Raw genomic sequence first — 24210 nt, 5'->3', positions numbered from 1 at the left:
TGCCTCAGTTGAAAGTTTTTCCTTGTGCTGCGAGTGTGGCCAGCAACGGCGCAGTAATCCAGGCATCGCCATGGCGTCCTTTGGCATATTTCTCCATCGCCAATACGACATTCCCAAGGCCGACCGTATCGGCATAGAACATCGGCCCACCGGTATGCAGCGGGAAACCGTAGCCGGTCAGGTAGACCATGTCGATATCGGAGGCGCGTGTAGCGATACCCTCTTCCAAAATGTAGGCGGCTTCGTTGACCAGCGAATAAATCAGGCGTTCGATAATTTCAGTATCACTGATTTTGCGGCGTACGACACCGATATCGGCCGAGTGCTGAATAATCATTTGATTGACCAACTCGGATGGGTAAGCCTTACGGTCGCCGGCCTTGTAGTCATACCAACCGGCACCGGTTTTTTGTCCGTAACGGCCCATTTCACACAGCAAATCAGCGGTTTTCGAATAAGTGATCTGTGGTTTTTCGAGGTAGCGACGTTTGCGGATATACCAGCCGATATCATTGCCTGCCAAATCGCCCATGCGGAACGGTCCCATCGCAAAGCCCATTTTTTCGACTGCTTTATCGATTTGCTCCGGCGTGCAGCCCTCTTCCAATAAGAATCCGGCTTGGCGGCTGTATTGCTCTATCATGCGGTTGCCGATGAAGCCGTCGCAAACACCCGACACCACGCCGGTTTTTTTGATTTTTTTCGAAATCGCCAACACGGTCGCCAACACATCCTTGGCGGTGTGCTTGCCGCGTACAATTTCAAGCAGCTTCATGACATTCGCCGGGCTGAAGAAATGTGTACCGACCACGTCTTGCGGGCGCTTCGTGAAGGCGGCGATTTGATCGACATCGAGCGTCGAGGTATTCGAGGCCAGAATCGCACCGGGCTTCATCACTTCATCGAGCTTGCGGAATACTTGTTCTTTTACGCCCATGTCTTCGAATACCGCTTCGATCACCAAATCAGCCTGACCGATCGCTTCATAAGACAAGGTGCCAGTAATCAGCGCTACACGTTGCTCGAATTTTTCTTGCGTCAGCTTGCCTTTTTTGAGCGTATTTTCATAATTTTTGCGTATCGTCGCCAAACCCTTGTCGAGTGCTTCCTGCTTCATTTCCAGAATTTGCACCGGGATACCGGCATTGGCAAAATTCATGGCGATCCCACCGCCCATGGTACCGGCACCGATGACGGCCACGGTTTTGATACTGCGCAGCGGCGTGTCGTCCGGTACGTCGGGCAGTTTGCTGGCGGCGCGTTCGCCGAAAAATGCGTGGCGCAGAGCTTTCGATTCGGTGCTCTGGACTAATTCGAGAAACAGTGCGCGCTCGATTTGAATGCCGTCGTCGAATTTACGCGTCATCGCCGCGGCGACTGCTTCCACACATTTGAGCGGTGCCGGGAACGGGCCAGCCATGGCGCGCACGGTATTGCGCGTAAATTGTAAGTACGCTTCGTAGTTGGGGTAATCGATTTTGATGTCGCGCACCCGTGGCAAGGGACGTTGATCGGCCACTTGTTCGGCCAGCGCCAGCGCGGCCGTCATCAGGTCGCCTTCAGCGATGGAACTGAACAAGCCTGTCTTGGCCAGTTTTTCGGAGGCAATCGGCGTGCCGGAAACGATCATATTGAGCGCTAATTCCAGCCCTACCACGCGCGGCAAGCGTTGCGTACCGCCGGCCCCAGGTAAGATGCCAAGCTTGACTTCAGGCAGCGCAATCTGCGCGCCCGGGCTGGCAATACGGTAATGACAACCCAAGGCCAGTTCCAGCCCGCCGCCCATGCAGACACTATGGATGGCCGCGATGACCGGTTTCTCGGATGATTCGATGATACTGATGACACTGTGCAGACCCGGTTCGGCAAAGGCCTTAGGGGAATTGAATTCTTTGATGTCGGCACCACCCGAAAAAGCCTTGCCGGCACCGGTGATGATAATCGCTGTGATCGTCGCATCATCTTGCGCTTGCTTCATACCCGCCACGATGGCTTGGCGCGTGGCATGCCCTAAACCGTTAACCGGCGGATTGTGAAGCGTAATGATGGCGGTGCTGCCATTGACTTGGTATTCTGCACTCATGTCTTTTCCTAAGGTTGAAATACAGCTTTTATTATGCCGGTTTGCCAATCGCGGGCGCTGCGCTGGCGATTCGGCACCGAGGGTGATTCTTTTCTCACTATACCGCAAAATAGTACGATCGTTTTATTTCAAATGAAAGTTTTTTTTACATCAGTAAAATGCTCAAACTACTTTCTTGATCAAACTATAGACAGAACGGCGTTTTTCCTTTAGCTTCTGGAAAGGTGTGATTGAAAACACATATTTGCGTGCCAAACCACAGACTGAAAATCACAAATACCATGCGGCGCAGCTGCCAACCGAAGCAAAAACGATCATGCGCTCGTCACGAGCACGAGGGAATATGATGAAATTTGCCGGCATCTTAGGACTGGGCGTGCTGTGCACGCTGTTTTGCGCATGCGGCAATACCGAACCCGGTAGCGCAGGCAGTGCTTCCACTGCTGTTGCTATTGAGCAACAACAAAAAACCGCAGCGGCAACACCACGCATCGCCTTGGTATTAAAAACCCTGAGTAATCCATTTTTCATCGCGATCGAACGCGGCGCACGCCGTGCCGCGGCGCAGTCGGGCGTCGTACTCGAAGTACGGACGGCGGCACAGGAAACGGCGATCGAACAGCAAATCGCGATTGTCGACGAACTCATTGAAGACAAAGTGCCAGCCTTGGTGATTGCCCCTAGCGACTCGCAACGCCTGCTGCCGGTGCTGCAGAAAGCCCAGCAACGCGGCATGGTGATCATCAATATCGATAACCCGCTCGACTCGGCGCGTTTGAGTCAACTGCACATGCAGGCGATTCCCTTTGTCAGTGTCGACAATGAAGCTGCCAGTTATGCGGCGGTCAAGGCAGTGCTCGCGCACATGCCGGCGCTTGCGGAGGCGGCGCTGATCGAGGGCATGCCGGGCGCTGAAAATGGCCGCCTGCGCAGCGCCGGCGCGCGTCGTGCCCTGCGCGAGCATGGCGTGAGCAAGGTCGCCGCGATGACGGCGCACTGGAAGATTGATGAAGCCTATAGCGTAAGTAAAGACTTGTTTCGCCAACATCCGCATATCACCCTGCTGTTCTGTGCTAACGATATGATGGCGCTCGGCGCGGTGCGCTATCTGCAGGAAAGTGGTCGCACTGAGGTCGCGGTGATCGGCTATGATGCCATCGATGAAGCCAAGCAGGCACTGCGCAGCGGGGCCATGGTGGCGACCGTCGATCAAGCGGCCGATGAGCAAGGCTATCAGGGGGTGATGCTGGCCCTGCGTGCGCTCAAGGGTGAAACACTGCCGGCACGCTTGCCGGTGGCGGCCCAAGTACTGACTGCGGAACTGCTCAAGCAGCGCGAGCGACCATGAAATTGCAGATGAAGTTGATGTATAAGCTCATCGCCTACCTGCTGATCGTCAGTGTACTGCCCTTGTCTTTGTTTGCTGTCACTTCCTACCATATTGTCCGGCGCACTATTCTTGACCTGACGGGCCAATACAGCAGCCAGTTATTGCTCAATCAGCGCGATTATTTGCAATTACAATTAGATCAAGTGGAAAATCTGGCCAATCGCATCGCCAGCATAGAAGACATCGGTATCGTGCTGGCGAAAAGCGATGCCGCTGGGGCCGTCAGTCGGGATGCCTATGATAATTTGTCAACGCAAGCGAAAATTCGCGAAAGCCTTAACCTTTACAGCAGCCTGAAGGGCGTGGTATCGATCGATTTATTCAGCCTGCAAGGCCACCGTTTCTATGTCGGAGACACCCTGACGGTGACGCCGGTCGACCAAGCGCTGCGCGCGAAGATTTACCAAGCGGCCCTGCAAGCACCGCAGACTTTGCACTGGCTGGGACTAAGCGATAACCTCAACAGCGCATCGAGTGCACGCAATGTGTTGACGGCGGTAAAAATCGTGCGCCACTATTCGCCACAATCTCAGAGCAGTGAGCCGATCGGCATGTTGTTGATCAATTATTCCAGTGATTATTTATATCAACACTTCAGTCAGGTCGATCTCGGACGCGATGCCAGCCTCATCGTCACCGATGCCGCCGGACGCATCATCTATCATCCTGATCGCAGCCGTATCGGTCAACTGGTAACGCCCCCCTTGCTTACTTTGAGCGGCAATGGCAGCCGTATGCTGCAATTCAATGGCCGCGACAGTGTGCTGAGCATGGCAAGGCTTGAGCATGTCGGCTGGCAGGTATTCGGAATTATTCCGCAGCAAACCCTGCTGGCACCGATGCGGCATTTGAGTGAGGTGCTGGCATTGTTGATCGCGGTATGTTTGTGCATTATTTATTTGGCAGGACATGTGTTTCACCGGAATATGGTATTGCCGGTACAAGCCGTATCGGCCGGCTTTCGCCGCATGCAGGCGCGCCGTGATGCCACAGATAATAACGCGACGGATACGGACGAGGTGCAGGCAGCCCTGCCGCTACCATCCGGTACCGATGAAATCAGTGAATTGGTCAAATGGTTCAATGCCTTTCTTGAGGTGAACAGACTCAGGCAAGGCCATGAACGCGAGCTACGCGAAATCAACCAGCAATTGGAAACACGCGTGCAACTGCGTACCGCCAAGTTTGAAACTGCCAATGCCGAACTCAATCAAACCCTCGCTACACTTCAACTGGCCAAAGAAGAGTTGGTACGAGCGGAAAAACTCGCGGCACTCGGCGGGCTGGTGGCTGGCATCGCCCACGAAATCAACACTCCGGTCGGGGTGATCATCACCAGCGCATCAGTACTCAGCGAAGCCACACTGCAAGTAAGTCAAGGTTTAGCGCTGGGGGCGCTGCGTAAAACGCAAATGACAGATTATTTACAGACAGCAACGGAAAGCGCACGTCTCATTGCCAGCAATGCCGAGCGCGCGGCCCACCTGATTCAAAGTTTCAAGCAGGTAGCAGTGGACCAAACCAGCGAACAACGGCGCGATTATGAACTCAATGAATTCGTCGATGAACTGGTCACCAGTCTGATGCCGACTCTGCGCAAGGCCCATGCCAGCATTGAGGTGGTCCGCACCAGCAGCGCTATTCTGATGGATGGCTACCCCGGTTTGCTGGCGCAGGTATTGACTAATCTGACCATGAATGCGCTTACCCATGGCTTTCGTCCCGGACAAGCGGGGCACATTCGTCTCACGCTGGAGCAGTTTGAAGAACAATGTCTGCTCACATTTTGTGACGATGGCTGCGGTATTCCAGCCGAGCATCTGAGTAAGATCTTCGAGCCGTTTTTCACCACCCGCCGCGGCCAAGGCGGCACCGGTCTTGGTCTCAATATTGTTTTCAATATCATCAGCAAGCAATTCGGCGGCACGATCAGCGTGAGTAATAATGAGCAGCAAGGGGCGAGCTTTCACATCGCTATGCCTCGCATCACCCGGCAATTGAATTCCGACAGATAAAGTGAGACGAGCATGACAAGAATGAGTGATGAAATCGATGGCTGGTTGCTGGACGATGAGGATAGCGATGCGACGCCACAGCAAGCGCTTGGTAAATGGCGCTTGCTGGTGGTCGACGACGAACCGGACATCCATGCGGTGACACGCCTGGCTTTGAGTAATATTCGTTTCAAGATGCAGGAAATCGAGATTTTATCAGCTTACTCAGCCGAGCAAGCGTTTCAGATTTTGCAGCAGGAACCCGATATCGCGATGATCTTGCTCGACGTTGTGATGGAAACCGAAGATGCCGGACTGCGCTTGGCGCAACGGATACGGCAGGAGTTGCGCAATGATTTAGTCAGAATTATTTTGCGTACCGGACAGCCAGGCCAAGCACCGGAACAGCAAGTCATCGTCGATTATGACATCAACGATTACAAGCTCAAGACGGAACTGACAACCCAAAAAATGTTCACCTCGGTGATCGCTTCCCTGCGCGCTTACGAAGGACTCAAAGCCTTGGAAGCAAACCGGCGCGGGCTCGATAAAATACTGCAGGCAGTCAGCAATCTGTACCAGATCAATTCACTCAAAGAACTGGCTTCCGGCGTACTGACACAAATCGGGGCAATTCTCGATTTCGGAACACAAGGAATACTGTGCGTGATGCACAAGAAGGTGGCCGGCAATGTCGAATTGCCGCGAGTAATTGCCAGTACCGGCAGTTCCGCCCTACTGATCGAAGAAGATCTGGTATCGGCGTCGCATCCATGGCTGGCATCGATCATGCAAACCTTTGCCGACAAAAAGAATCTGTTCACCTCAACGGTGAATGTGTTGTCGATTCCTGCCACGCACGGTCATCAATTTGCCGTCGCCTTCTCCCCTACCCGGCCATTGAGCGCGCTCGAATGTAGTCTGCTCGATATTTTTTGTGATCGCATCGGTGCCGCCTTCGATAATTTGCAGATGTTTGAATTACTCAAAACAACGCAGGAAGCGACCGTGGTCGCGCTGGCTGATTTGGCTGAGTCGCGCGACGCCAATACTGGTGGACATGTTCGCCGGGTCTGTCGTTTAACCGATGCGATCGCCGCTGAAATGCAGGCCGCTGGAAAAATTCCTGCCGACACAGAAACCAATTTCATGCGCTTTGTCGGTATCGCCAGTATTTTGCATGATGTCGGCAAGGTCGGAATTCCCGATGCGATTCTGCTCAAGCCTGGCAAACATGATACGGACGAGCGCGCCATCATGGAGAACCATGCCATGATAGGTGAGACTGTGCTGGCCAATGCCGCCACTTCGATCGGTGGTGTCAGCAGTCTGAGTATCGGTGCCGAGATCGCCGGCGGACATCACGAGCATTTTGATGGCAAGGGCTATCCGCGCGGCTTGCAAGGCCATGCCATCCCGCTGGCCGCGCGTATTGTCGCCGTGGTCGATGTCTTCGATGCATTACTGCACAGTCGGCCATACAAACGAGCTTGGCCACTGGATGAGGTAATCAGTTACATCAAAGAGCGCAGCGGTTTGCAGTTCGACCCCGATGTAGTGCAAGCGCTGTTCGATTTTCTGGCGCGCGAACAGCCAGACTGGATCATCGCGCCCGGCCACTGAAACGCGCCCAGGCTGGAACAGCGCGTCGTGAACTCAGACCTCCAACCATTCGCGGCGAATCTGCTGATTCGCCTGCAATTCATCGGGCGTCCCTTCAAACACGATACTGCCATGCCCCATCACATACACGCGTTGTGAAATTTGCAAAGCGATGGCCAATTTTTGTTCGACCAACAGCACCGAAACACCGCGTTGCTTGAGCGTTTGCAGGTACTCGGCGACCAGTTCGACAATTTTCGGTGCCAAGCCTTCGGTCGGTTCATCGATCATGATCAGGTCAGGATCACCCATCAAGGTGCGGCATAGCGTGAGCATTTGCTGCTCACCGCCCGACATCACGCCGGCCAAGGTGGAACGCCGCTCCTTGAGACGCGGGAACATTTGATACATATCGTCGATGCACCAACGCGGCGGCGCAGCACCGGCGCGGCGTGCGCTGCTTTTTTCGCCGAGTAAAAGATTTTGTTCCACTGTCAGAGTCGGAAAAATATCGCGATTTTCCGGCACGTAGCCTAGCCCTTTGTGGGCGATTTGGAAGGCTTTCAAACCCAGCATCTGCTCGCCCTTGAACTGTACCGAGCCAGTCGCCTGCACCTGCCCCATGGCGGCTTTCACCGTGGTCGAACGGCCGACACCGTTGCGACCTAACAGGCTGACGATCTCACTGTGATTGACGTGCAGGTCGACCCCATGCAAGACATGGCTTTTGCCATAATAAGCGTGTAATCCTTGAATTTCGAGTAAAGCACTCATGCGCTGATCTCCTGCGGTGCGTGGCCGCCCAGATAGGCGTCCTTCACTTGTTGATTATTGCGGATGTTTTGTGGCGTGTCACAGGCGATCACCTCGCCGTAGACCACCACCGCTATCTTGTCCGCCAGTCCAAACACCACGCTCATGTCGTGCTCGACCATGAGCAGGGTCTTGCCGACGCTGATCTTGCGTATCAATTCGACCGCGGCATCGGATTCGGAACGACTCATGCCGGCAGTCGGTTCATCGAGCAAAATCACTTCGGCCCCACCGGCGATGGTGATACCTATTTCGAGTGCACGTTGTTCGGCATAAGTCAGTAAGCCGGCGGTGGTATGCCGCCGCCGAGTCAAACCGATTTGTTCCAGTACCGCTTCGGCACGTTGATGAACATCACGCAGGGCATTGAGACAATGCCAGAACGAATAGCGATAACCGAGCGACCAGAGGACGGCACAACGTAAGTTTTCATAGACGCTGAGGCGGTGGAAAATATTGGTGATCTGAAAACTGCGCGAGAGACCGCGACGATTGATCTGATACGGCTGCAAACCTGCAATATTGCTGCCGTTAAGCAAAATCGCCCCGCTGCTGATACCGAAACGACCCGAGATCAGATTGAATAAAGTCGATTTACCGGCACCATTGGGGCCGATGATGGCAAAGCGTTCGCCACGTGGCACCTGTAAATTGGCACCGCGAATGATCTCGGCATGACCGAAACTTTTCCGCACATCTTTTAATTCCAGTGAGAAATCAGTCATCCTTGCGCCCTCTTCAGTATTTCTTCGATTTCTGTATTGGCCAGATCCCATTGCAGACGAAAGCCTTGCTTGCTCAAGATAAAGCCAAGCGCGCCAAGCCCCGCCAAGCCGCCGGCCAGCAGCCAGGCACTGGCTGCTGCCGAATTGAGTGAGAGTCCGAGCACGTGGATGATCGGATCTTGACTGGCTTCAAGTGAACGCTGGTACAGCATTTCTATCGCCATGATCAAGCCGGCCACCAGCAAGACACACGACAACAGTACTTTCCACAGACTGGGCCAAACCTTGGCGAATTTTCCATGTTTTAACAAACGCACATTGAGCATGAGTATGCTGGCCAAGCCACCGGGTGCGTACATGACGGTGAGAATGAAAAACACGCCTAGATACAATTGCCAGGCCTTGGTGAAGTCGGACAGCATGACGGTGAGGAAAACTCCGATCACGGCCCCGATCATCGGCCCAAAAAAGAAGCCTATGCCGCCGATAAAAGTAAACAACAGCACCGCGCCGGAGCGGATGGCGCTGACATTCTCGGCCGTGACGATTTCAAAGTTGATGGCCGAGAGTCCACCCGAAATACCGGCAAAAAATGCCGATAAAATCAAGGTCATGTAGCGTACCCACTGAGTGTCGTAGCCGACGAATTCAGCGCGTTCCGGATTATCACGCACGGCATTGATCATCCGTCCCAGTGGCGTAGCGGTAAATGCATACATGGCGACGGCACTGACGAACAACCAAAAAGCGATCAGGTAGTAGACTTCGATTTGCGGGCCATAGGTAATGCCCATCACGGCGCCACCAATGACGCGGTTACTGGAAATGCCGCCCTCGCCGCCGAAAAAATGCGGGAACATCAAGGAGCAGGCAAACACCAGCTCCACCATGCCCAAGGTAATCATGGAAAAGGTGGTGCCGGATTTTTTCGTGGTCACATAACCGAACAAGACGCCGAAGCCCATGCCGGCCACACCGCCGACCAGTGGAATCATACTCACAGGCAGCGGCAAACTGCCGGCCGCAATCAAGTTCATCGCATGGATGGCAAAGAATGCCCCCAACCCGGAATACACGGCATGCCCGAACGACAGCATACCACCTTGACCGAGCAGCATATTAAACGACAGACCGAAGATCATCAAGGTGCCGATCTGCGAGAGCAGCGACAAGGCGGCACCGCTGCTGAAAATATACGGCGCGACGATGAGCACGACGGCGAACAAGGTCCAGCTGAGCCAGCGCGCCAGATTGGGCGCTTGATAATGGAGAATTTTTGTCATGGGGTTATCCTTCACGAGTGCCAAGCAAGCCACGCGGTCTGAAAATGAGTATCAATACCAATAGCAGATACGGCATCACTGGCGCCACTTGGGCCACACTGAGTGAGACCAGCGAATACCACGGCGAATCGGCGCGCACCAGCAGACCAAGCGGTGTCAGGATGCTGGAGAGCGAATAATCGATGGCAACGGCAAAGGTTTGCACCACACCGATCAACAGCGAGGCGATGAAGGCCCCGGCTAAAGAGCCCATGCCACCGACCACGACGACGACGAAAATAATGCTGCCCAAGGTGGCCGCCATGCCCGGCTCGGTGACGAAGGCATTCCCGCCAACTACGCCAGCCAAGCCAGCCAAAGCACAGCCACCGCCAAACACCAGCATGAATACACGCGGCACATTATGGCCGAGCGCTTCGACCGCATCAGGATGGGTCAGCGCCGCTTGGATCACCAGGCCGATGCGGGTTCGCGTCAGCAGCAAATAGATTGCCAGCAGCATGAGCAAGGCAACTAACATCATGAAGGCACGGTACATCGGGAAGGTCGTGGTGTAGAGCGTAAATAAAGGGCCATCGAGGCTGGCCGGGATGGCATACGGTACTCCGGCGCGGCCCCAGATCAGTTGCACCACTTCCACCAGCACATACGACAGACCGAAGGTGAACAACAGTTCCGGGATATGTCCGTATTTGTGCACCGGGCGCAAGCCATAGCGCTCCACCAGCGCACCGAGCACACCGACCAGTAGTGGTGCCAGCGGCAAAGCGACCCAAAAGCCGAAACGACTGCTCAGCATATAGGCAAAATACGCGCCCAACATGTAGAAACTGGCATGGGCAAAATTAAGCACACCCATCATGCTGAAGATCAGGGTCAGGCCAGATGAAAGCATGAACAGCAACAAGCCATAGCTTATGCCATTGAGCAGGGTGATCAGAGTAAATTCCACAGCGTGTGTCCCTTTCAAAAAACTTCTATGCACGGTCGTTCTATTTTTTTAAAAAATAAAAAAGAGAGCCCCTCGGCCCTCTTTTTCCGTACTGTTTACAGCGGACGTTTCATCTGGCACGAAGACGGTTGAGCAGCGACGAATGCATCGATTTTTTGATTGGTTTTCCAACCCAAGCCGGTGTTTTCCTGATCGTAGCGCACATCTTTGTCATTAGTTTTGACCCAAGTGGCAATATACAGCGGCTGCTGCAATTGATGATCGAGCTTGCGCATGCTGACTTCGCCATTGAGCGTTTTGAAGTTTGCCCCTTCAAGTGCCAAGGCGATCTTGGCCGGTTCTATCGACTTGGCTTGTTTGATCGCCTGCGACATGGCGGTCAAGATGGAGTAAGTCGCCATCGAATAGTAATCGTCTTTATAACGGGTCTTGAAACCCTCGACGATGTCTTTCCCGACATAGCCTTCATTGTTGGTATTCCAGTACGCTACGTACTTGACGCGATCGATGCCGGAGGCGCCCATCGCCGTCGGTACGCCGGTGGTGGAGGCATAGTAAGTGAAGAAATTCGCTTTCAAATCAGCATCTTTGGCCGCCTTGATCAGCAAGGCCAAATCAGCACCCCAGTTCCCGGTAATCACCGTATCGGCACCCGAGGCTTTGATTTTCGCGATATACGGTGAAAAATCTTTGACCTGGCCGATAGGATGCAAATCATCACCGACGATCTGAATGTCTGGACGTTTGCGGGCGATGTATTCTTTGGCGGCGCGGCTGACTTGGTGACCGAAAGAATAATTTTGCCCGATCACATAGACTTTTTTGATGTTTTTATCGGCCGCCATGTAGGTAGTCAATGCTTCCATCTTCATATCTGAATTGGCGTCGAAACGGAAATGCCAGAAGCTGCATTTACTATTGGTCATGTCAGGATCGACCGCCGCATGATTGAGATAAATGATTTCCTTGCCGGGATTGCGTTCGTTGTATTTATTTACCGCATCGAGCAAAGCCAAGCCCACGCCCGAGCCATTGCCCTGGGTGATGTAGCGAAAACCTTTGTCGATCACGGTTTTCAAGATATTGAGCGACTCTTGCGGACTGCCCTTGTTATCAAAACCGACCACTTCGAAAGTGGTCGTCGGGCCGGCCCATTTTTCCGCATTCGCTTTATCGGCGACGAATTGAAATGAGTTCAAGATGTTTTGACCGACCGGGGCAAACGGGCCCGATAAAGGATCGATATAAGCAATTTTCACCGTGTCGGCATGCGACAGCGGGGCGAGCAAAGCAAAAGCGACTGCAACAAAAGATACGCGTAATGGGAATGTCATTTGTCTCTCTCCAATTTTTTTATCTTATGAAAATCTGTTTTTGATACGAAGTCCCGACTTATATCGTTGGCAGTTTGTGCTCCTTGAATTGGTCGCGCAATTTGTTTTTTAAAATTTTACCGGTCGCACCGATCGGTAAGGCATCGATGAACACCACATCATCGGGCGTCCACCATTTGGCTACCCGTCCGTCGAAATAGGCCAGCAAAGTTTCTTTACTCACTTCGGCACCCGGTTTTTTTACCACCAGTAGCAAAGGTCGTTCATCCCATTTCGGATGAAACACGCCGATACAAGCGGCCTGCAGCACCGCCGGATGAGAGACGGCAACGTTTTCAAGGTCGATCGTGCCTATCCATTCACCGCCGGACTTAATGACATCTTTGCTGCGATCGGTGATTTGCATATAGCCATCGGCATCGATGGTGGCCACATCGCCGGTCGGAAACCAGCCATCCTGCAGCACCGCCCCACCCTCCTCGCGATAATACGAGCGTATCACCCAAAGCCCTTTGACCAACAGATTGCCGTAAGTTTTTCCATCCCAAGGCAATTCGGTACCGAGGTCATCGACGATTTTCATTTCCACGCCATACAGCACGTGGCCTTGTTTGCACAAAATAGCTTCGAGTTCGGCTTCGCCCAAGCCCTGATGGCGCGCCAATAAGGTGCTCGCGGTTCCCAGCGGTGACATTTCGGTCATGCCCCAGGCATGTACCACTTCGACACCATAGGTATGACGCAGCGTGCGCAGCATCGCCGGCGGACAGGCCGAACCGCCGATGACGGTACGTTTGAAGCTGGAAAACTGTAAATTATTTTGCGCCACATAGGTCAGCAAGCCCAGCCAGACCGTCGGCACACCGGCTGAGAACGTGACTTGTTCCTGTTCGAATAATTCATACAAGGATTTACCATCGAGATGCGGGCCGGGAAACACCAGTTTGGCACCGGTTAATGGCGCAGAATACGGCAAGCCCCAGGCATTAACGTGAAACATCGGTACGACCGGCAAAACCGCATCGCGCGCCGATACATTGAGCCCATCCGGTAAGGCCGAGGCATAGGAATGCAGGATAGTGGAACGGTGCGAATACAGCGCCCCTTTGGGGTGACCGGTAGTACCCGAGGTATAGCACAGACTCGAAGCCGAGTTTTCATCAAACAGTGGCCAGACAAATTCATCAGAATGCGCAGCGAGCAAATCTTCATAGCACAGCAAATTCGGGATGCTGGTCTGGGCCGGTAAGTAACTGCGCTCGGCCATCATGATATAGCCTTTGACCGAAGGACAATGGGCGGCAATGGCTACGATGATGGGCAAGAAAGTGATATCAAACAGCAGGTACTGATCTTCGGCGTGATTGATGATGTAGGAAATTTGTTCCGGATGCAGACGTGGGTTAATGGTGTGCAGGACCGCGCCGGAACCGGAGACGGCATAGTAAGCTTCCAAATGACGGTAGCCGTTCCAAGCCAAGGTGCCGATGCGATCGCCGAGCACCACGCCTAAGCCGGCGAAGACGTTGGCGAGCTTCTTGGCGCGCTGATGGCAATCACTGTAGGTATAGCGATGAATATCGCCTTCGACGCGGCGCGAAACGATTTCATTTTTCCCGAAATACCGATCGGCATGTTCGATGATGCTGGAAATGAGCATCGGTTTATCCATCATTTGCCCCATTACGGGACTCATAGGATAGCTAGACATGGTTACTCCTGACAGTGACGGAAGACAGATCGATCGGTGTTTCATAGACAGTAATAAACAACTGATCAGTGATTTTTGTACGACCGTACTAATCCGTCAATCACTATTTCTATTGCGTAGCAGCATTTGCAGCAAGGATCTGCGCCACTTCGAGCATGTATGCCCCGCAATGCACTTTGATCAGCATGCCGCATCGCGCAAAAAACAGAATGCAAAAGTAGGAAATCCACCACGTTACGAGAAAAAAATTCGGGCCAGGCGCTGTAACAGCCGCCTGGCCCGAATGATTCGCTGCACGCAGCACGAATCAATGTCGATCCGTGAAACTCAGCGCGTGCTTGGGGTCGGAATACGTTTAGGGCGTAAATTAACGCCAGCGCCGCTGACCGGCTTACCACTTTCAATCACGAAAGCCGCTTCCTGGTCGCGTCCGAGTGCACTGACCAAGTAGGGCATGACTTCTTTCAAGGTCTCTGCCAGCGTCCATGGCGGATTGAGAATGAACATGCCGCTGCTGTGCAGACCGAAGCCATCCGGAGTCGGGCCGCTGATCGATAAGCTAACATTGAGCCAATCTTTGCTGGCCAAGCGCTTCAATTTTTCCGGCAACTGGCGCGAATCCTGACGGTTCAAGGCGGGATACCAGACCGCATAGGTGCCGGTAGGGAAACGGATCAAGGAATCTTCCAGCGCCACTTTGACGCGACGATAATCATCTTTGACTTCATACGGTGGATCGATCAGCACCAAGGCACGGCGTGATGGCGGCGGCAACAATGACTTCATGCTTTCAAAACCATCACCATCGGAAATGATGACGCGTTTGCCGCGTACCGTCGGCCGGTGGCCCTGCTCGGCCGCGTGGGCATCGAGCTTGCGGAAATTTTCACTGAGGATTTTGATTTCACTGGAATGCAGCTCAAACAAACGCAGACGATCTTGGTCGCGCATGATTTGATCGGCACAATACGGCGAGCCCGGATAATGGCGCATTTTACCGCTCGGGTTCATGGCTTTGACCAAATTGACATATTCGGCCAGCGCTGGCGGTAAATCTTTTTTATCCCACAAGGGCGCGATACCGGTCTCGAATTCGGCATTTTTGCTGGCATAGCCGCTGTCGAGCGCATACAATCCAGCCCCGGCATGGGTGTCGATGTAGGTGTAGGCGGTATCCTTTTGGTTCATGTACTGCAAGAGTTGAATCAAGACAAAGTGTTTGAGCACGTCGGCGTGATTGCCGGCATGGAAGCCATGGCGATAGCTGAGCATGAGTATTTCCTATAAAAAAATGAAAGGCAAATGATGGAAAAACGCGGATGTCATCCGCGTTTCGCTGCTGCATTTGCCACAATAAAGTGCTGCGGGCACAGCGCGGGTCAGGCCACGCGCTTGCCGAGTATGATCAAATCCCGTTCGATGCCATCCAAAGTAGCCACGCGCGGCATATTGGCCCAAGTGGTGAAACCGTAGACTTCAAACAAGCGCAAACTGGCGATATTGTGCCCGAATATAAAGCCGAGCAAGGTATGCACCCCTACCGTGGGAGCATGCGCGATCGCCAGTTCGAGGAAACGCCGCCCCAAACCTTGACGCCGCGCTTGCGGATGCAAGTAAATCGACAATTCGGCGGTGCCGGCATAGGCCGGGCGACCGTAAAAATCAGAAAACGACAACCAGCCGGTAATCTTGCCGTCTTGTTCACTAACCCATAGCGGACGCCGATTCGCTTCATGCGCGGCAAACCAAGCATGGCGTGATTCAACACTGACCGGTTCGGTATCGGCGGTGACTTCGCGTGAAGCGACGGTACTGTTGTAGATCGCGATGATGTCAGGCAAGTCGTCAAAACGGGCAATGCGATAAGAAAAAACGTGGTCCATAGTAAATCAAATAGTGTGTGTCGCGCGGCTGGAGCGCAGTGCAGACCCCAGTGCTTCTTCAACGCGCAGACGAATCCGCGTGCCGCTTTCATCTTCTGGAAAATGCACGCCGATTCCTTGCGACTTGTTATTGCCGGCACCGGCCGGCGTGATCCAAGCGACTTTACCGGCGACAGGATATTTAGCCGGATCATCGAGCAAGGTGAGAATCAGGTAAATTTCTTCGCCCAAACGATAGTTGCGATTGGTCGGCACGAAGATGCCGCCATTCTTTAAGAACGGCATATAGGCCGCGAACAAGGCGGCCTTTTCTTTGATCGCCAAAGACAGCACCGAAGGACGGTTCGGAACGGCAGGAATGGCGGAATCGCTTGATAAATCGGACATCGTAATGCTTTCGCGTGGTTTATGCGAAGAGTGCAGAATATTCCAGCAACATATCTTCTAGAAACAGTTTGGCCGACAAAGGATGATTAGCAATCGCCTGACGTTCATTGGTATTGTCTATCAGTTTGAGCAAGGCATCGCCGTCTACTCGCGCAGCCAATCCCTTCAATTCTCGTTCATAGCGTGGATGATACCGGATTCTGCCGCTTTGTTTAAAAGAAAATATATCATACAGCCAGCGTTGCAAGGCGCTGACCAAGACTGGCATCTCACTTTTCTGCATTTTTTCTGCCAATTTCAAGCTCACATCGATAGCTGGCTTACACAATTGGCGTAGAAATTCATCGATTTCCGTGTAGCGTTCCGATTGCGCCAATTCCAAGGCCGCCAGTGGTGCCCCACCCTGCTGCGCCAGACAATCAGCGGCTGCGCTGACGCCTTGTTGCTGCAACCAAGCTAAAGCTTGGGCCGGCGCCGGCAAACCGAGAGCAAACTGATGGCAGCGCGACAGTATCGTCGGCAGCAATTTATCAGGACTATGCGTAACCAGAATGAATACCGTGGCGGCACCCGGTTCTTCCAAAGATTTCAACAAAGCATTCGCCGCCGGAACATTGAGTGCTTCGGCCGGATACAAGACGATGACCCGGCGCCCTTGACGATGGGTAGACAAATTCATGAAATCAGCCAGTGCACGAATTTGATTGATCACGATTTCTTTGGATGGCGCTTTGCTGGCCTTAGCACTTTTGCTGCCGGCTTCGGGTTCAACATCGGCGGCTGAGGCTTCTTCTTCGTCGAGCAATTCCGGACGCACGCGCCGGTAATCGGGATGACTGTATTGACGAAACCAATTGCAAGAGCCACATTGTTGGCAAGCATGGCCGCGCGCATCAGGCGCGTCGCATAATAAAGATTGTGCCATCTGTTCAGCCAACACGGTCTTGCCTATACCTTGCGGGCCATGCAGTAGAAAAGCATGTGGCATGCGCTCGCGCAGTGAGATGAAATATTCCCAGGCCGGCTCTTGCCAGCTGAATAAAGCTTGGTTCATGTCGCCTCCGTCGCCAGCAATGCGGCGATCAGTAGCTGTAAGTCGGCGCGAATCGCGCTGATGCTGCGGGTGGCATCGATGATACGGAAGCGCTGCGGGAATGCAGCGGCGCGGCGTAAATATTCGGCCCGCGTAGCGGCAAAAAAGTCCGCCTGCTCGCGTTCAAATTTATCGAGTTCACGGCTGGCATCGAGCCGTGCGCGCGCGACTTCGAGCGGCACGTCAAATAATAAGGTGAGATCGGGCTGCAAATGCGGATGCACCCACTGTTCGAGAGTATTGAGCTTGTCGATAGACAGATGGCGGCCGCCGCCCTGATAGGCGAAGCTGGCATCGGTAAAACGATCGGAAATCAGCCAATCACCACGTGCCAACGCCGGCTCTATCACTTGCGCCAAATGTTCGCGCCGTGAAGCGAACATCAGTAAGGCTTCGGTTTCCAAATGCATGCTTTGTTTCAGCAGCAATTCGCGCAAAGCCTCGCCCAGCACCGTACCACCGGGTTCGCGGGTGCACACCACGGCGGCACCGCGCGCCGCCAAGGGCGCGCGCAATAATTCGGAGACATAGGCAATGTGAGTCGATTTCCCGGCCCCGTCTATACCTTCGAAACTGATGAATTTTCCAGTTTTTTTCATAAATAATGAGTTCAACGTTGATACTTATTGACGGCCCGATTGTGTTCTTCCAGACTTTCAGAAAACACACTGGTACCATCGCCGCGCGCGACAAAATACACGGCCGCACTGCGCGCCGGACTCAAGGCCGCCGTCAGCGAGGCCAAGCCGGCCAAGGAAATCGGCGTCGGCGGTAAGCCGGCGCGCGTATACGTGTTGTAAGGTGTATCGGTGAGTAAATCTTTTTTGCGGATTTTACCCTGATACTGCTCACCCATACCATAAATCACGGTCGGATCGGTTTGCAACAGCATGCCAGTCTTGAGTCGGTTAGTGAATACGGCGGCAATCATGGCGCGCTCAGATTTTTGCCCGGTTTCTTTTTCGATGATCGAGGCCATGATCAGGGCTTGATATTTATTCTCGTAGGGCAAGCCGGCGGCACGCGCCTGCCATGCTTCATCGAGCAATTTCAATTGCGCGGCATGGGCTTGTTGGTAGAGTAAAAGATCGCTACTGCCTTTGGCAAATAAATAGGTGTCCGGAAAAAACATACCTTCCGCATGCGGATAGATAGAATTTATCCGCATCATGAGTTCATGCTCAGACAAGTTGCGGGTCTCGTGGCGCAGATCGGGGCTGGCATCGATCTGCTTACGCATTTGCGCAAAGCTCCAGCCTTCGATAATCACTACCGAGGCATACGAGAATTCACCGTTGACAATTTTAGCCAGCAAGTCGAGCGGCGTTTTACCCGGCTCGAGTTCGTAGGAGCCGGCTTTGAGGCGACTCTCGTGACCGCTGGCGCGTGCCAATAATTCGAACATCCAGGCTGGGATAGCAATGCCGGCTTGTTCAATTTGACGCCCTGCGCTGCGCGCACCGCTGCCGGGGCGGATCGTCAGCGCGATAGCTTTGCCATCGGTATCGATCACGGTATTAGCCCAGTACCAGCCGCCGCCCGCCAGCGCGGCGACAGTGAAGATTAACAGGAGGAAAATATTTCGAATAAAACGCATAAGTGCCATCAACAAAAAAAGTCAGCGCAGAGGGCGCTATTGCCGCGTAGTGTAGCAAGTAAACCTCACTGGCCGACGCTGTGGCAGCATTAAATTTCACTGTCGCGTACCCGATTCTGCCAGCACCACTATAATTGACGGACAATCGGCTGTCGACGCCCGCAGGCGCTCGGCACAAATGACGCTAACAAAGAGAGAAATTCACATCATGTGGCAAGCATTCTTAACTCAACAACATTTGCAACTCCAAGCCGGCCGACTCACTGAGCGCACTCCAGTATGGGGATTGGCGTCCTTTGCCGAGGGCTTCGTCAGCGTGCTCGGCGAGCACGGTTTGCTGCAAGCCAGCGGTGCCGATGCGGCCAAATTTCTGCACAATCAACTCAGTAATGACGTCGAAAACCTGACACCGACGGCGGTGCGGCGTGCCGCCTACTGCACACCTAAAGGGCGGATGTCAGCCAGTTTGGTGTATTGGCGCGTCGGCGACTTCATCCATCTGCAACTGTCACAGTCGCTGCTCGCTGCCGTGCAAAAACGCTTAAGCATGTTCATCATGCGCGCGCAAGCCAAGCTCACCGATATCAGCGCGAGCACCGTGTGTTTCGGCCTTGGTGGCAGCGCTGCGGCGACAGCCTTGCAAAACTGGTTTCCAGTCTTGCCGAGTGCCAGCGATCTGCACGTCAGCAATGACTACGGCACCCTGCTGCGCTGCCCGGATGCCGCTGGCGTCGCACGCTACCAATGGTGGTGTCCGCTCGCCTTGGCCGACGCGGCTTGGAGCACATTGCAAACGACGCTGACGGTGACCAACAGCGCCGATTGGAATTTAAGTGAAATCAGCGCCGGCATCGCCACGATCAATGCACTGACCAGCGAAAAATTCGTGCCGCAAATGGTGAATTTCGAGCTTATCGGCGGCGTCAACTTCAGAAAAGGCTGCTACCCGGGACAAGAAATCGTCGCGCGCAGCCAGTATCTGGGCAAGCTGAAACGGCGCACTATCCTGGCCGAAATCAGCGGGGTCGGTCTCGCTGCCGGCGACGAGTTATTCAAGGCTGGTGCGGCCGATCAGCCCTGCGGTGCGATCGTCAATGTTGAAGCACTCGATGCCAGCCGTAGTTTGGCTTTGCTGGAAATGACTTTGGCCGACCAACAAGAGGGCCAGATCCATTGCGGCAGTCCGGCCGGCCCACTGGCACAGATGTTGAGTTTGCCGTATGAAATTGCCGACATCACACGCTGAGGATAGCGCCACCAATGGAATGCTATATCTATTTTAAAACGCGCGTGGCCGATGAGGCGCGCGTGCTTGCCGCCGAAGCGCTGCTGCAGCGTTTGCTGCTGCAGCATACTGGCCGCAGCATGGAATTGCAGCGCCGGCCGCACGATAGCGAAGGCCTGCATACTTGGATGGAAATTTACCATGAGGTCAGTCCAGACTGGAGCATACAACTGGCCGAATTGTTGGCGCAAACAGCTTTGCCCGATTTGCAGTACAGTGGTCGTCATGCTGAATACTTTTTGAATGTCGACGTATGTGCCTAATTGTTTTTGCTTGGAAAATTTTGCCCTGCACGCCCCTGTTGCTCGCTGCGAATCGCGATGAGTTTTACGAGCGTCCGGCCGCCCCCGCCGCTTGGTGGCAAGATCACCCGCATATTTTTGCCGGGCGTGATCTGCGTTCCGGTGGCACTTGGCTAGGCATACAGAGTGCCGCACCAGCGCTGCCAGCGGAAAAATTCGCGGCCGTCACGAATATTCGTGCGCCGGAAGAAAAGCGCAGCAATGCTCCTTCGCGCGGCGATTTGGTGGTCGACTTTCTGAATTTTCCCGGTACGGCGCAGGAATATGTCGCACTCTTGCGAACCCAGCCTGACTTGCATAATGGATTCAATTTACTGCTCGGTGACGGCCGGGAGTTGATTTGGTTTTCCAATCGTCACGGCGATGACGCGCGTAACGGGGTGCCGTTGGCACCGGGCATTTACGGCGTCTCGAATGCCGCGCTCGATACCTGTTGGCATAAAGTGATACGAACCAAGGCTGAATTCGCCAGCTTGTTGTGCCAATTGGCACCGACCGATGCCTTCTTCGAAATGCTCGGCAATACCACGCAAGCACCTGATTGTCGCTTACCTGATACCGGCATTTCCATAGAAATGGAACGCCTGCTCTCCTCACCTTGCATCGTCTCAGAGAACTATGGCACGCGCGTGTCGACGCTCTTGAAAATGCATCTGGCGGCGGCACCAGAATTCACCGAGAAAATCCTGCGCTGAAGCGGGTTTAAGAAAAAATCCGCCCATTCTCTTGGCGCAATACGTTCTCGGGCCAGTAAAGAGCCAGCACACGCAAGCTGTGATGCCGCACTTTACCGTCGCCGGTATAGTTGCGTATCAAGCCGCGGTTACGCCGCAAATCGGCCGACCAAGCTGGATCTGCCAACACTTCATGCAAATCGAGTGGCACCGTCAGCTCCGGCCCAACCAGTTCATGACATAAGGGCGTGCTGCGTAATAATTCCTGTAGCACCTCGTTGGTCAGCGAAGAATACAGCAGTAAGGCGACGCCGCGCTGACGGTTCAGCACCCGCGGCCCTGCATGCAGCAGCAATTCTTGGTAAATACTGACCCCCTCAATAGCCCCATAGACATCGCGCTCACCGGATGGTGGCCGAGGAATATACGGCGGATTGGTGTAGAGAAAATCAACCTCCCCATCGGCAAAGCGCAGCAAGCCGGCACCATCTTCGACAATACTGATGGTCGGCGCGATTTGTCCGGCTGCGATGAGTTCGGTGGTCAATAAGCTGCTGGCATGGCGCGAGTGATGACAAGCCGTAGGAGCAATATCGAAGCCAAAACAACGTACCCCCTCTCGACCGGCCAGCAAACGCGCCGTCGTCAACATCAAAAACCCCGAGCCAGGGCCAATTTCCACCGCGGTATCGACGGCGGCACGAAACACCGCGTGTTTCAGCACGATATGGACGATAATTTGATTGAGTAACAGGGTATCGATCGCCGGCCCGAAAATCGCGCGCGAAGTAACGGTCAGCGCCGTGCCACAGTGATGAATAATGCGATTGTCTTTGCCGCGTTTCATAATTTCTTCGGCAATCGTCTGGGCGCCCGGCGACAAACTGCTGTGCTGCCATGAGGAGTAGATCAAGCGCGGCTCATCTATGCGTCCGAGGAAATGGACTTGCTGCAGCGAATCGATGTAAAAAATATCTTCATAACTCAAATCATCCGCCAGATGCAAGACCGCACGCTCACTGACTTGATCAACGGCATCAGCATGATTGAATTGCTGCAAAAAAGAATAGACGCCATTGAGCAAACCTTCTATGTAGGCGATAGAGCGTGGCTGTGATTGCCCATCATCACGAACGACACGCCTCAAGATATGTTCGATTTCTGTCGGTGCAACTTGATCGGCTTCCAAAAATTGCCATAGATAGAAGTAAGGGGTCAATATCGCCGGCGCCAACAACACGGCTTTACGTAACAAGCCCAACACCAAGCTGAAATTCTTCGCATCAGAATGGAAGAAGCGTGCTTCCTCAACAAAATCTTCCGCCAAATTCTGGCGCATCAAAGGGGTTGCGTGCGTCTCGTCTTGCAACCACTGCTGTAACTCAGGCATGCTCATCAGATTGATTTGATTAAACATATCAGGCACGCGGGCTATTCCACCATTTACTTTTTCATACTCAAGCTGGGTCATTCAATTTCTCCGTTGGCGAAGGCAATATGCGAAGTGGCAAAAAAAATCAATAATTTGCTTTACAGCCATTGCATTAAGGCATATAATTTATGATAAGAAATTATTTTAACCTTTTTTTACCTTATACTGTGGAAATAGCGCGCCACGCCGTGTTTATTCGCGCACTGGGTGCAGCGGAATGCGCCAAAGAATCGCCGCAGCAATGCCTTTTAACAGGCAGGGCAACAGTGCATAGCCGAGCGTCAGAATTTGTAAGGCCGCCGGCACCATGCTGTCGGGGCGGTAACCGAAGTAATCAAGCAGCGGCAAAGAGATCCCGGCGGCCAAGGCTAAATTCATTTTTGCCGCCCAATTCCAGGCACCGAAATAACTCCCCTCATATCGTCCGCTGTGACCGGCACGGTGAATCAAGGCAGCCAGTAAGGCTGGAGGTAAAGCCAGATCAGCACCTAAACTCATGCCGGAAATCAGGCAAATCACCACAAATCCAGTCAAGTCGCCGGCTTGCAAGCCATACACCCAAATGAAACTGGCCACCGAGGCCAGCATGGCGATCAGCCAAGTACGCTGCTCCCCCCAGAGCGCAGCAGCGCGTAACCAGAGCGGCATCGACAGTGCTGCGGCAAGAAAATACGCGAGCAACAAATACCCGGCATACGCACCGAGCTGCAGTTTGTCTTTAGTAAAAAACAGAAACAGTGTGGCCGGAATGGCAGCAGCAATGCCGTTGATAATGAATACGGTCAGCAAGACGCGAAAGCTGCGCCCGCCCAGTAACTGCGACCAAGTCAGTGAAGCTGCTTGTGCGCGCTGGTCATTGCTTATCGTCGGGGTATAACGTAACAGCAGTGCGGCAGTCAAACCCAAACTGAGTAAAAAGACGGCGCTGAGCCAGTCGATATCCCCAAGCTGGGCCAAGCCAGCGGCGCAAATTACACCAAATAAACCGCAGAATTCACGGGCGGCCGTCAAGCGCAGGCGCAATCCCGGTGCCTGGGTCAAGGCCGCACCCCAGCTTTGAAAGGCGATGCTGGCCAGACTCAGCCCCGCATACACCAGTAACAAACTGGCAAAAAACCAGACATAGACCAAGCCAATACTGACTTCTGGCGGGTGAAATAAGGCAAAAAATCCCCCCGCCAAAAAAGGTAAACCGATCACGATATAGCGCCCGAAGCCATGTCCTGCCGCACGACGGTCGATCTGCGCGCCGATCCAAGGGTCGAAGCAAGCGTCGGCCAAGCGTGAAACCAGCAAGGCCGCACCAATCAAGCCTAGCGACATGCCATAGCGTTGCACATAAAATTGCGGCACATAGACATACACCGGCAGCGCCACAAGGGCTAAAGGGAAACCGAATGCGGCATACGCAAACAGCGAAAACAGGGAGCGAAAAGGCATGGGCAGGCGCGGCAGCGCTGCCGACTCGGTGGTGGTTAGGCTGCCATTATTCCATGATTCGCACGCCGCTGCTGCGCGCCTGCGACAGGCTGAGCGCTTGCGGCCTTTACCAGATCATCACCACAAGCGCCCGTAGCCGCGTTCCTGCCAAACGCACCTGCCCCATCAAACATTTCCTAAATTCAACACGCCCAGGTATTTCGGAGTACCATCAAAGCACCGAAAAACCT

The 24210-nt window shown here is 53.8% G+C and carries 21 protein-coding genes; 6 read left to right on the top strand and 15 right to left on the bottom strand.

Features of this window, described 5'->3' with window-relative positions:
* Positions 1-4: 4 nt before the first annotated feature.
* Complete coding sequence (locus RHM61_RS16155; protein ID WP_322248317.1) at positions 5-2083, bottom strand: 3-hydroxyacyl-CoA dehydrogenase NAD-binding domain-containing protein; 2079 nt, start codon at positions 2081-2083, stop codon at positions 5-7.
* Positions 2084-2426: 343 nt separating this feature from the next.
* On the opposite strand from RHM61_RS16155, the gene RHM61_RS16150 reads away from it, so the two are divergent.
* The 3 genes from RHM61_RS16150 to RHM61_RS16140 are packed head-to-tail and all read left to right on the top strand — an operon-like array spanning position 2427 to position 7090.
* Positions 2427-3431, top strand: coding sequence for a substrate-binding domain-containing protein (locus RHM61_RS16150; protein WP_322248316.1), 1005 nt, complete (start codon positions 2427-2429; stop codon positions 3429-3431).
* Positions 3428-5488 carry a sensor histidine kinase gene (locus tag RHM61_RS16145; RefSeq protein ID WP_322248315.1) on the top strand — a complete coding sequence of 687 codons (2061 nt, stop codon included), beginning with the start codon at positions 3428-3430 and terminating at the stop codon, positions 5486-5488. Before RHM61_RS16150 ends, RHM61_RS16145 begins: the two co-directional genes overlap by 4 nt.
* Positions 5489-5500: 12 nt before the next feature.
* A complete protein-coding gene (locus RHM61_RS16140) occupies positions 5501-7090 on the top strand; it encodes a DUF3369 domain-containing protein (protein WP_322248314.1) in 1590 nt (529 codons plus the stop codon).
* Positions 7091-7123: 33 nt separating this feature from the next.
* Here the strand turns inward: RHM61_RS16140 and RHM61_RS16135 are convergent, their stop codons facing one another.
* The 12 genes from RHM61_RS16135 to mltG form a co-directional block, all read right to left on the bottom strand.
* Entirely contained in the window at positions 7124-7843 is a 720-nt protein-coding gene (locus RHM61_RS16135; protein WP_322248313.1) for an ABC transporter ATP-binding protein, read from the bottom strand.
* Positions 7840-8607, bottom strand: coding sequence for an ABC transporter ATP-binding protein (locus RHM61_RS16130; protein WP_322248312.1), 768 nt, complete (start codon positions 8605-8607; stop codon positions 7840-7842). The genes RHM61_RS16135 and RHM61_RS16130 overlap by 4 nt, the downstream gene beginning before the upstream one ends.
* Positions 8604-9890, bottom strand: a complete 1287-nt coding sequence (locus RHM61_RS16125) for a branched-chain amino acid ABC transporter permease (protein ID WP_322248311.1) — start codon at positions 9888-9890, stop codon at positions 8604-8606. The genes RHM61_RS16130 and RHM61_RS16125 overlap by 4 nt, the downstream gene beginning before the upstream one ends.
* 4 nt (positions 9891-9894) lie before the next feature.
* Entirely contained in the window at positions 9895-10842 is a 948-nt protein-coding gene (locus RHM61_RS16120; RefSeq protein ID WP_322248310.1) for a branched-chain amino acid ABC transporter permease, read from the bottom strand.
* Positions 10843-10937: 95 nt separating this feature from the next.
* Entirely contained in the window at positions 10938-12176 is a 1239-nt protein-coding gene (locus RHM61_RS16115; RefSeq protein WP_322248309.1) for a branched-chain amino acid ABC transporter substrate-binding protein, read from the bottom strand.
* Between the two features lie 58 nt (positions 12177-12234).
* Positions 12235-13887: a 3-(methylthio)propionyl-CoA ligase gene (locus RHM61_RS16110; protein WP_322248308.1), complete on the bottom strand. Its 1653-nt coding sequence runs from the start codon at positions 13885-13887 to the stop codon at positions 12235-12237.
* A gap of 327 nt (positions 13888-14214) precedes the next feature.
* Positions 14215-15159 (bottom strand): 23S rRNA (adenine(2030)-N(6))-methyltransferase RlmJ, encoded by a 945-nt coding sequence (locus RHM61_RS16105; RefSeq protein ID WP_322248307.1) that lies wholly within the window; start codon positions 15157-15159, stop codon positions 14215-14217.
* Positions 15160-15266: 107 nt separating this feature from the next.
* On the bottom strand, positions 15267-15770 hold the full coding sequence (locus tag RHM61_RS16100) for an N-acetyltransferase family protein (RefSeq protein WP_322248306.1): 504 nt from the start codon (positions 15768-15770) through the stop codon (positions 15267-15269).
* A gap of 6 nt (positions 15771-15776) precedes the next feature.
* On the bottom strand, positions 15777-16157 hold the full coding sequence (locus RHM61_RS16095; protein ID WP_322248305.1) for a PilZ domain-containing protein: 381 nt from the start codon (positions 16155-16157) through the stop codon (positions 15777-15779).
* A gap of 19 nt (positions 16158-16176) precedes the next feature.
* On the bottom strand, positions 16177-17211 hold the full coding sequence (gene holB, locus RHM61_RS16090; RefSeq protein ID WP_322248304.1) for a DNA polymerase III subunit delta': 1035 nt from the start codon (positions 17209-17211) through the stop codon (positions 16177-16179).
* The gene (tmk, locus tag RHM61_RS16085; protein ID WP_322251115.1) at positions 17208-17849 is read right to left on the bottom strand and encodes a dTMP kinase; all 642 of its coding nucleotides are present in this window, start codon (positions 17847-17849) and stop codon (positions 17208-17210) included. The genes holB and tmk overlap by 4 nt, the downstream gene beginning before the upstream one ends.
* An 11-nt stretch (positions 17850-17860) precedes the next feature.
* Positions 17861-18847: an endolytic transglycosylase MltG gene (gene mltG, locus RHM61_RS16080; protein ID WP_416200189.1), complete on the bottom strand. Its 987-nt coding sequence runs from the start codon at positions 18845-18847 to the stop codon at positions 17861-17863.
* 208 nt (positions 18848-19055) lie between these two features.
* Here mltG and RHM61_RS16075 point away from each other — a divergent pair, with 208 nt between their 5' ends.
* From RHM61_RS16075 to RHM61_RS16065, 3 genes are read left to right on the top strand one after another with little or no spacing between them, the layout of a single operon-like run.
* Positions 19056-20093: a folate-binding protein gene (locus RHM61_RS16075; RefSeq protein WP_322248303.1), complete on the top strand. Its 1038-nt coding sequence runs from the start codon at positions 19056-19058 to the stop codon at positions 20091-20093.
* A gap of 14 nt (positions 20094-20107) precedes the next feature.
* Positions 20108-20395, top strand: a complete 288-nt coding sequence (locus RHM61_RS16070) for a DUF4936 family protein (RefSeq protein WP_322248302.1) — start codon at positions 20108-20110, stop codon at positions 20393-20395.
* Positions 20386-21129 carry an NRDE family protein gene (locus RHM61_RS16065; RefSeq protein WP_322248301.1) on the top strand — a complete coding sequence of 248 codons (744 nt, stop codon included), beginning with the start codon at positions 20386-20388 and terminating at the stop codon, positions 21127-21129. Before RHM61_RS16070 ends, RHM61_RS16065 begins: the two co-directional genes overlap by 10 nt.
* 7 nt (positions 21130-21136) lie before the next feature.
* Here the strand turns inward: RHM61_RS16065 and RHM61_RS16060 are convergent, their stop codons facing one another.
* Positions 21137-22579 carry a hypothetical protein gene (locus tag RHM61_RS16060; RefSeq protein ID WP_322248300.1) on the bottom strand — a complete coding sequence of 481 codons (1443 nt, stop codon included), beginning with the start codon at positions 22577-22579 and terminating at the stop codon, positions 21137-21139.
* 153 nt (positions 22580-22732) lie between these two features.
* Positions 22733-23980 carry an MFS transporter gene (locus tag RHM61_RS16055; protein WP_322248299.1) on the bottom strand — a complete coding sequence of 416 codons (1248 nt, stop codon included), beginning with the start codon at positions 23978-23980 and terminating at the stop codon, positions 22733-22735.
* Between the last annotated feature and the right edge of the window lie 230 nt (positions 23981-24210).

Source organism: Undibacterium sp. CCC3.4, from assembly GCF_034347425.1.
GTDB lineage: Bacteria > Pseudomonadota > Gammaproteobacteria > Burkholderiales > Burkholderiaceae_D > Undibacterium.
The sequence above is the reverse complement of the archived record's forward strand: the minus strand, read 5'-3'. Positions and strand labels throughout refer to the sequence as shown.

Bases quoted from the DNA above. Each gene is read 5' to 3' on its own strand.
- RHM61_RS16125 (WP_322248311.1), bottom strand. From the start codon at position 9,890: ATGACAAAAATTCTCCATTATCAAGCGCCCAATCTGGCGCGCTGGCTC.
- RHM61_RS16055 (WP_322248299.1), bottom strand. From the start codon at position 23,980: ATGCCTTTTCGCTCCCTGTTTTCGCTGTTTGCGTATGCCGCATTCGGT.
- RHM61_RS16135 (WP_322248313.1), bottom strand. From the start codon at position 7,843: ATGAGTGCTTTACTCGAAATTCAAGGATTACACGCTTATTATGGCAAA.
- RHM61_RS16155 (WP_322248317.1), bottom strand. From the start codon at position 2,083: ATGAGTGCAGAATACCAAGTCAATGGCAGCACCGCCATCATTACGCTT.
- RHM61_RS16130 (WP_322248312.1), bottom strand. From the start codon at position 8,607: ATGACTGATTTCTCACTGGAATTAAAAGATGTGCGGAAAAGTTTCGGT.
- RHM61_RS16060 (WP_322248300.1), bottom strand. From the start codon at position 22,579: ATGACCCAGCTTGAGTATGAAAAAGTAAATGGTGGAATAGCCCGCGTG.
- RHM61_RS16070 (WP_322248302.1), top strand. From the start codon at position 20,108: ATGGAATGCTATATCTATTTTAAAACGCGCGTGGCCGATGAGGCGCGC.
- RHM61_RS16150 (WP_322248316.1), top strand. From the start codon at position 2,427: ATGATGAAATTTGCCGGCATCTTAGGACTGGGCGTGCTGTGCACGCTG.
- holB (WP_322248304.1), bottom strand. From the start codon at position 17,211: ATGAACCAAGCTTTATTCAGCTGGCAAGAGCCGGCCTGGGAATATTTC.
- RHM61_RS16145 (WP_322248315.1), top strand. From the start codon at position 3,428: ATGAAATTGCAGATGAAGTTGATGTATAAGCTCATCGCCTACCTGCTG.
- RHM61_RS16075 (WP_322248303.1), top strand. From the start codon at position 19,056: ATGTGGCAAGCATTCTTAACTCAACAACATTTGCAACTCCAAGCCGGC.
- RHM61_RS16105 (WP_322248307.1), bottom strand. From the start codon at position 15,159: ATGCTCAGCTATCGCCATGGCTTCCATGCCGGCAATCACGCCGACGTG.
- tmk (WP_322251115.1), bottom strand. From the start codon at position 17,849: ATGAAAAAAACTGGAAAATTCATCAGTTTCGAAGGTATAGACGGGGCC.
- mltG (WP_416200189.1), bottom strand. From the start codon at position 18,847: ATGCGTTTTATTCGAAATATTTTCCTCCTGTTAATCTTCACTGTCGCC.
- RHM61_RS16100 (WP_322248306.1), bottom strand. From the start codon at position 15,770: ATGGACCACGTTTTTTCTTATCGCATTGCCCGTTTTGACGACTTGCCT.
- RHM61_RS16065 (WP_322248301.1), top strand. From the start codon at position 20,386: ATGTGCCTAATTGTTTTTGCTTGGAAAATTTTGCCCTGCACGCCCCTG.
- RHM61_RS16140 (WP_322248314.1), top strand. From the start codon at position 5,501: ATGACAAGAATGAGTGATGAAATCGATGGCTGGTTGCTGGACGATGAG.
- RHM61_RS16110 (WP_322248308.1), bottom strand. From the start codon at position 13,887: ATGTCTAGCTATCCTATGAGTCCCGTAATGGGGCAAATGATGGATAAA.
- RHM61_RS16115 (WP_322248309.1), bottom strand. From the start codon at position 12,176: ATGACATTCCCATTACGCGTATCTTTTGTTGCAGTCGCTTTTGCTTTG.
- RHM61_RS16095 (WP_322248305.1), bottom strand. From the start codon at position 16,157: ATGTCCGATTTATCAAGCGATTCCGCCATTCCTGCCGTTCCGAACCGT.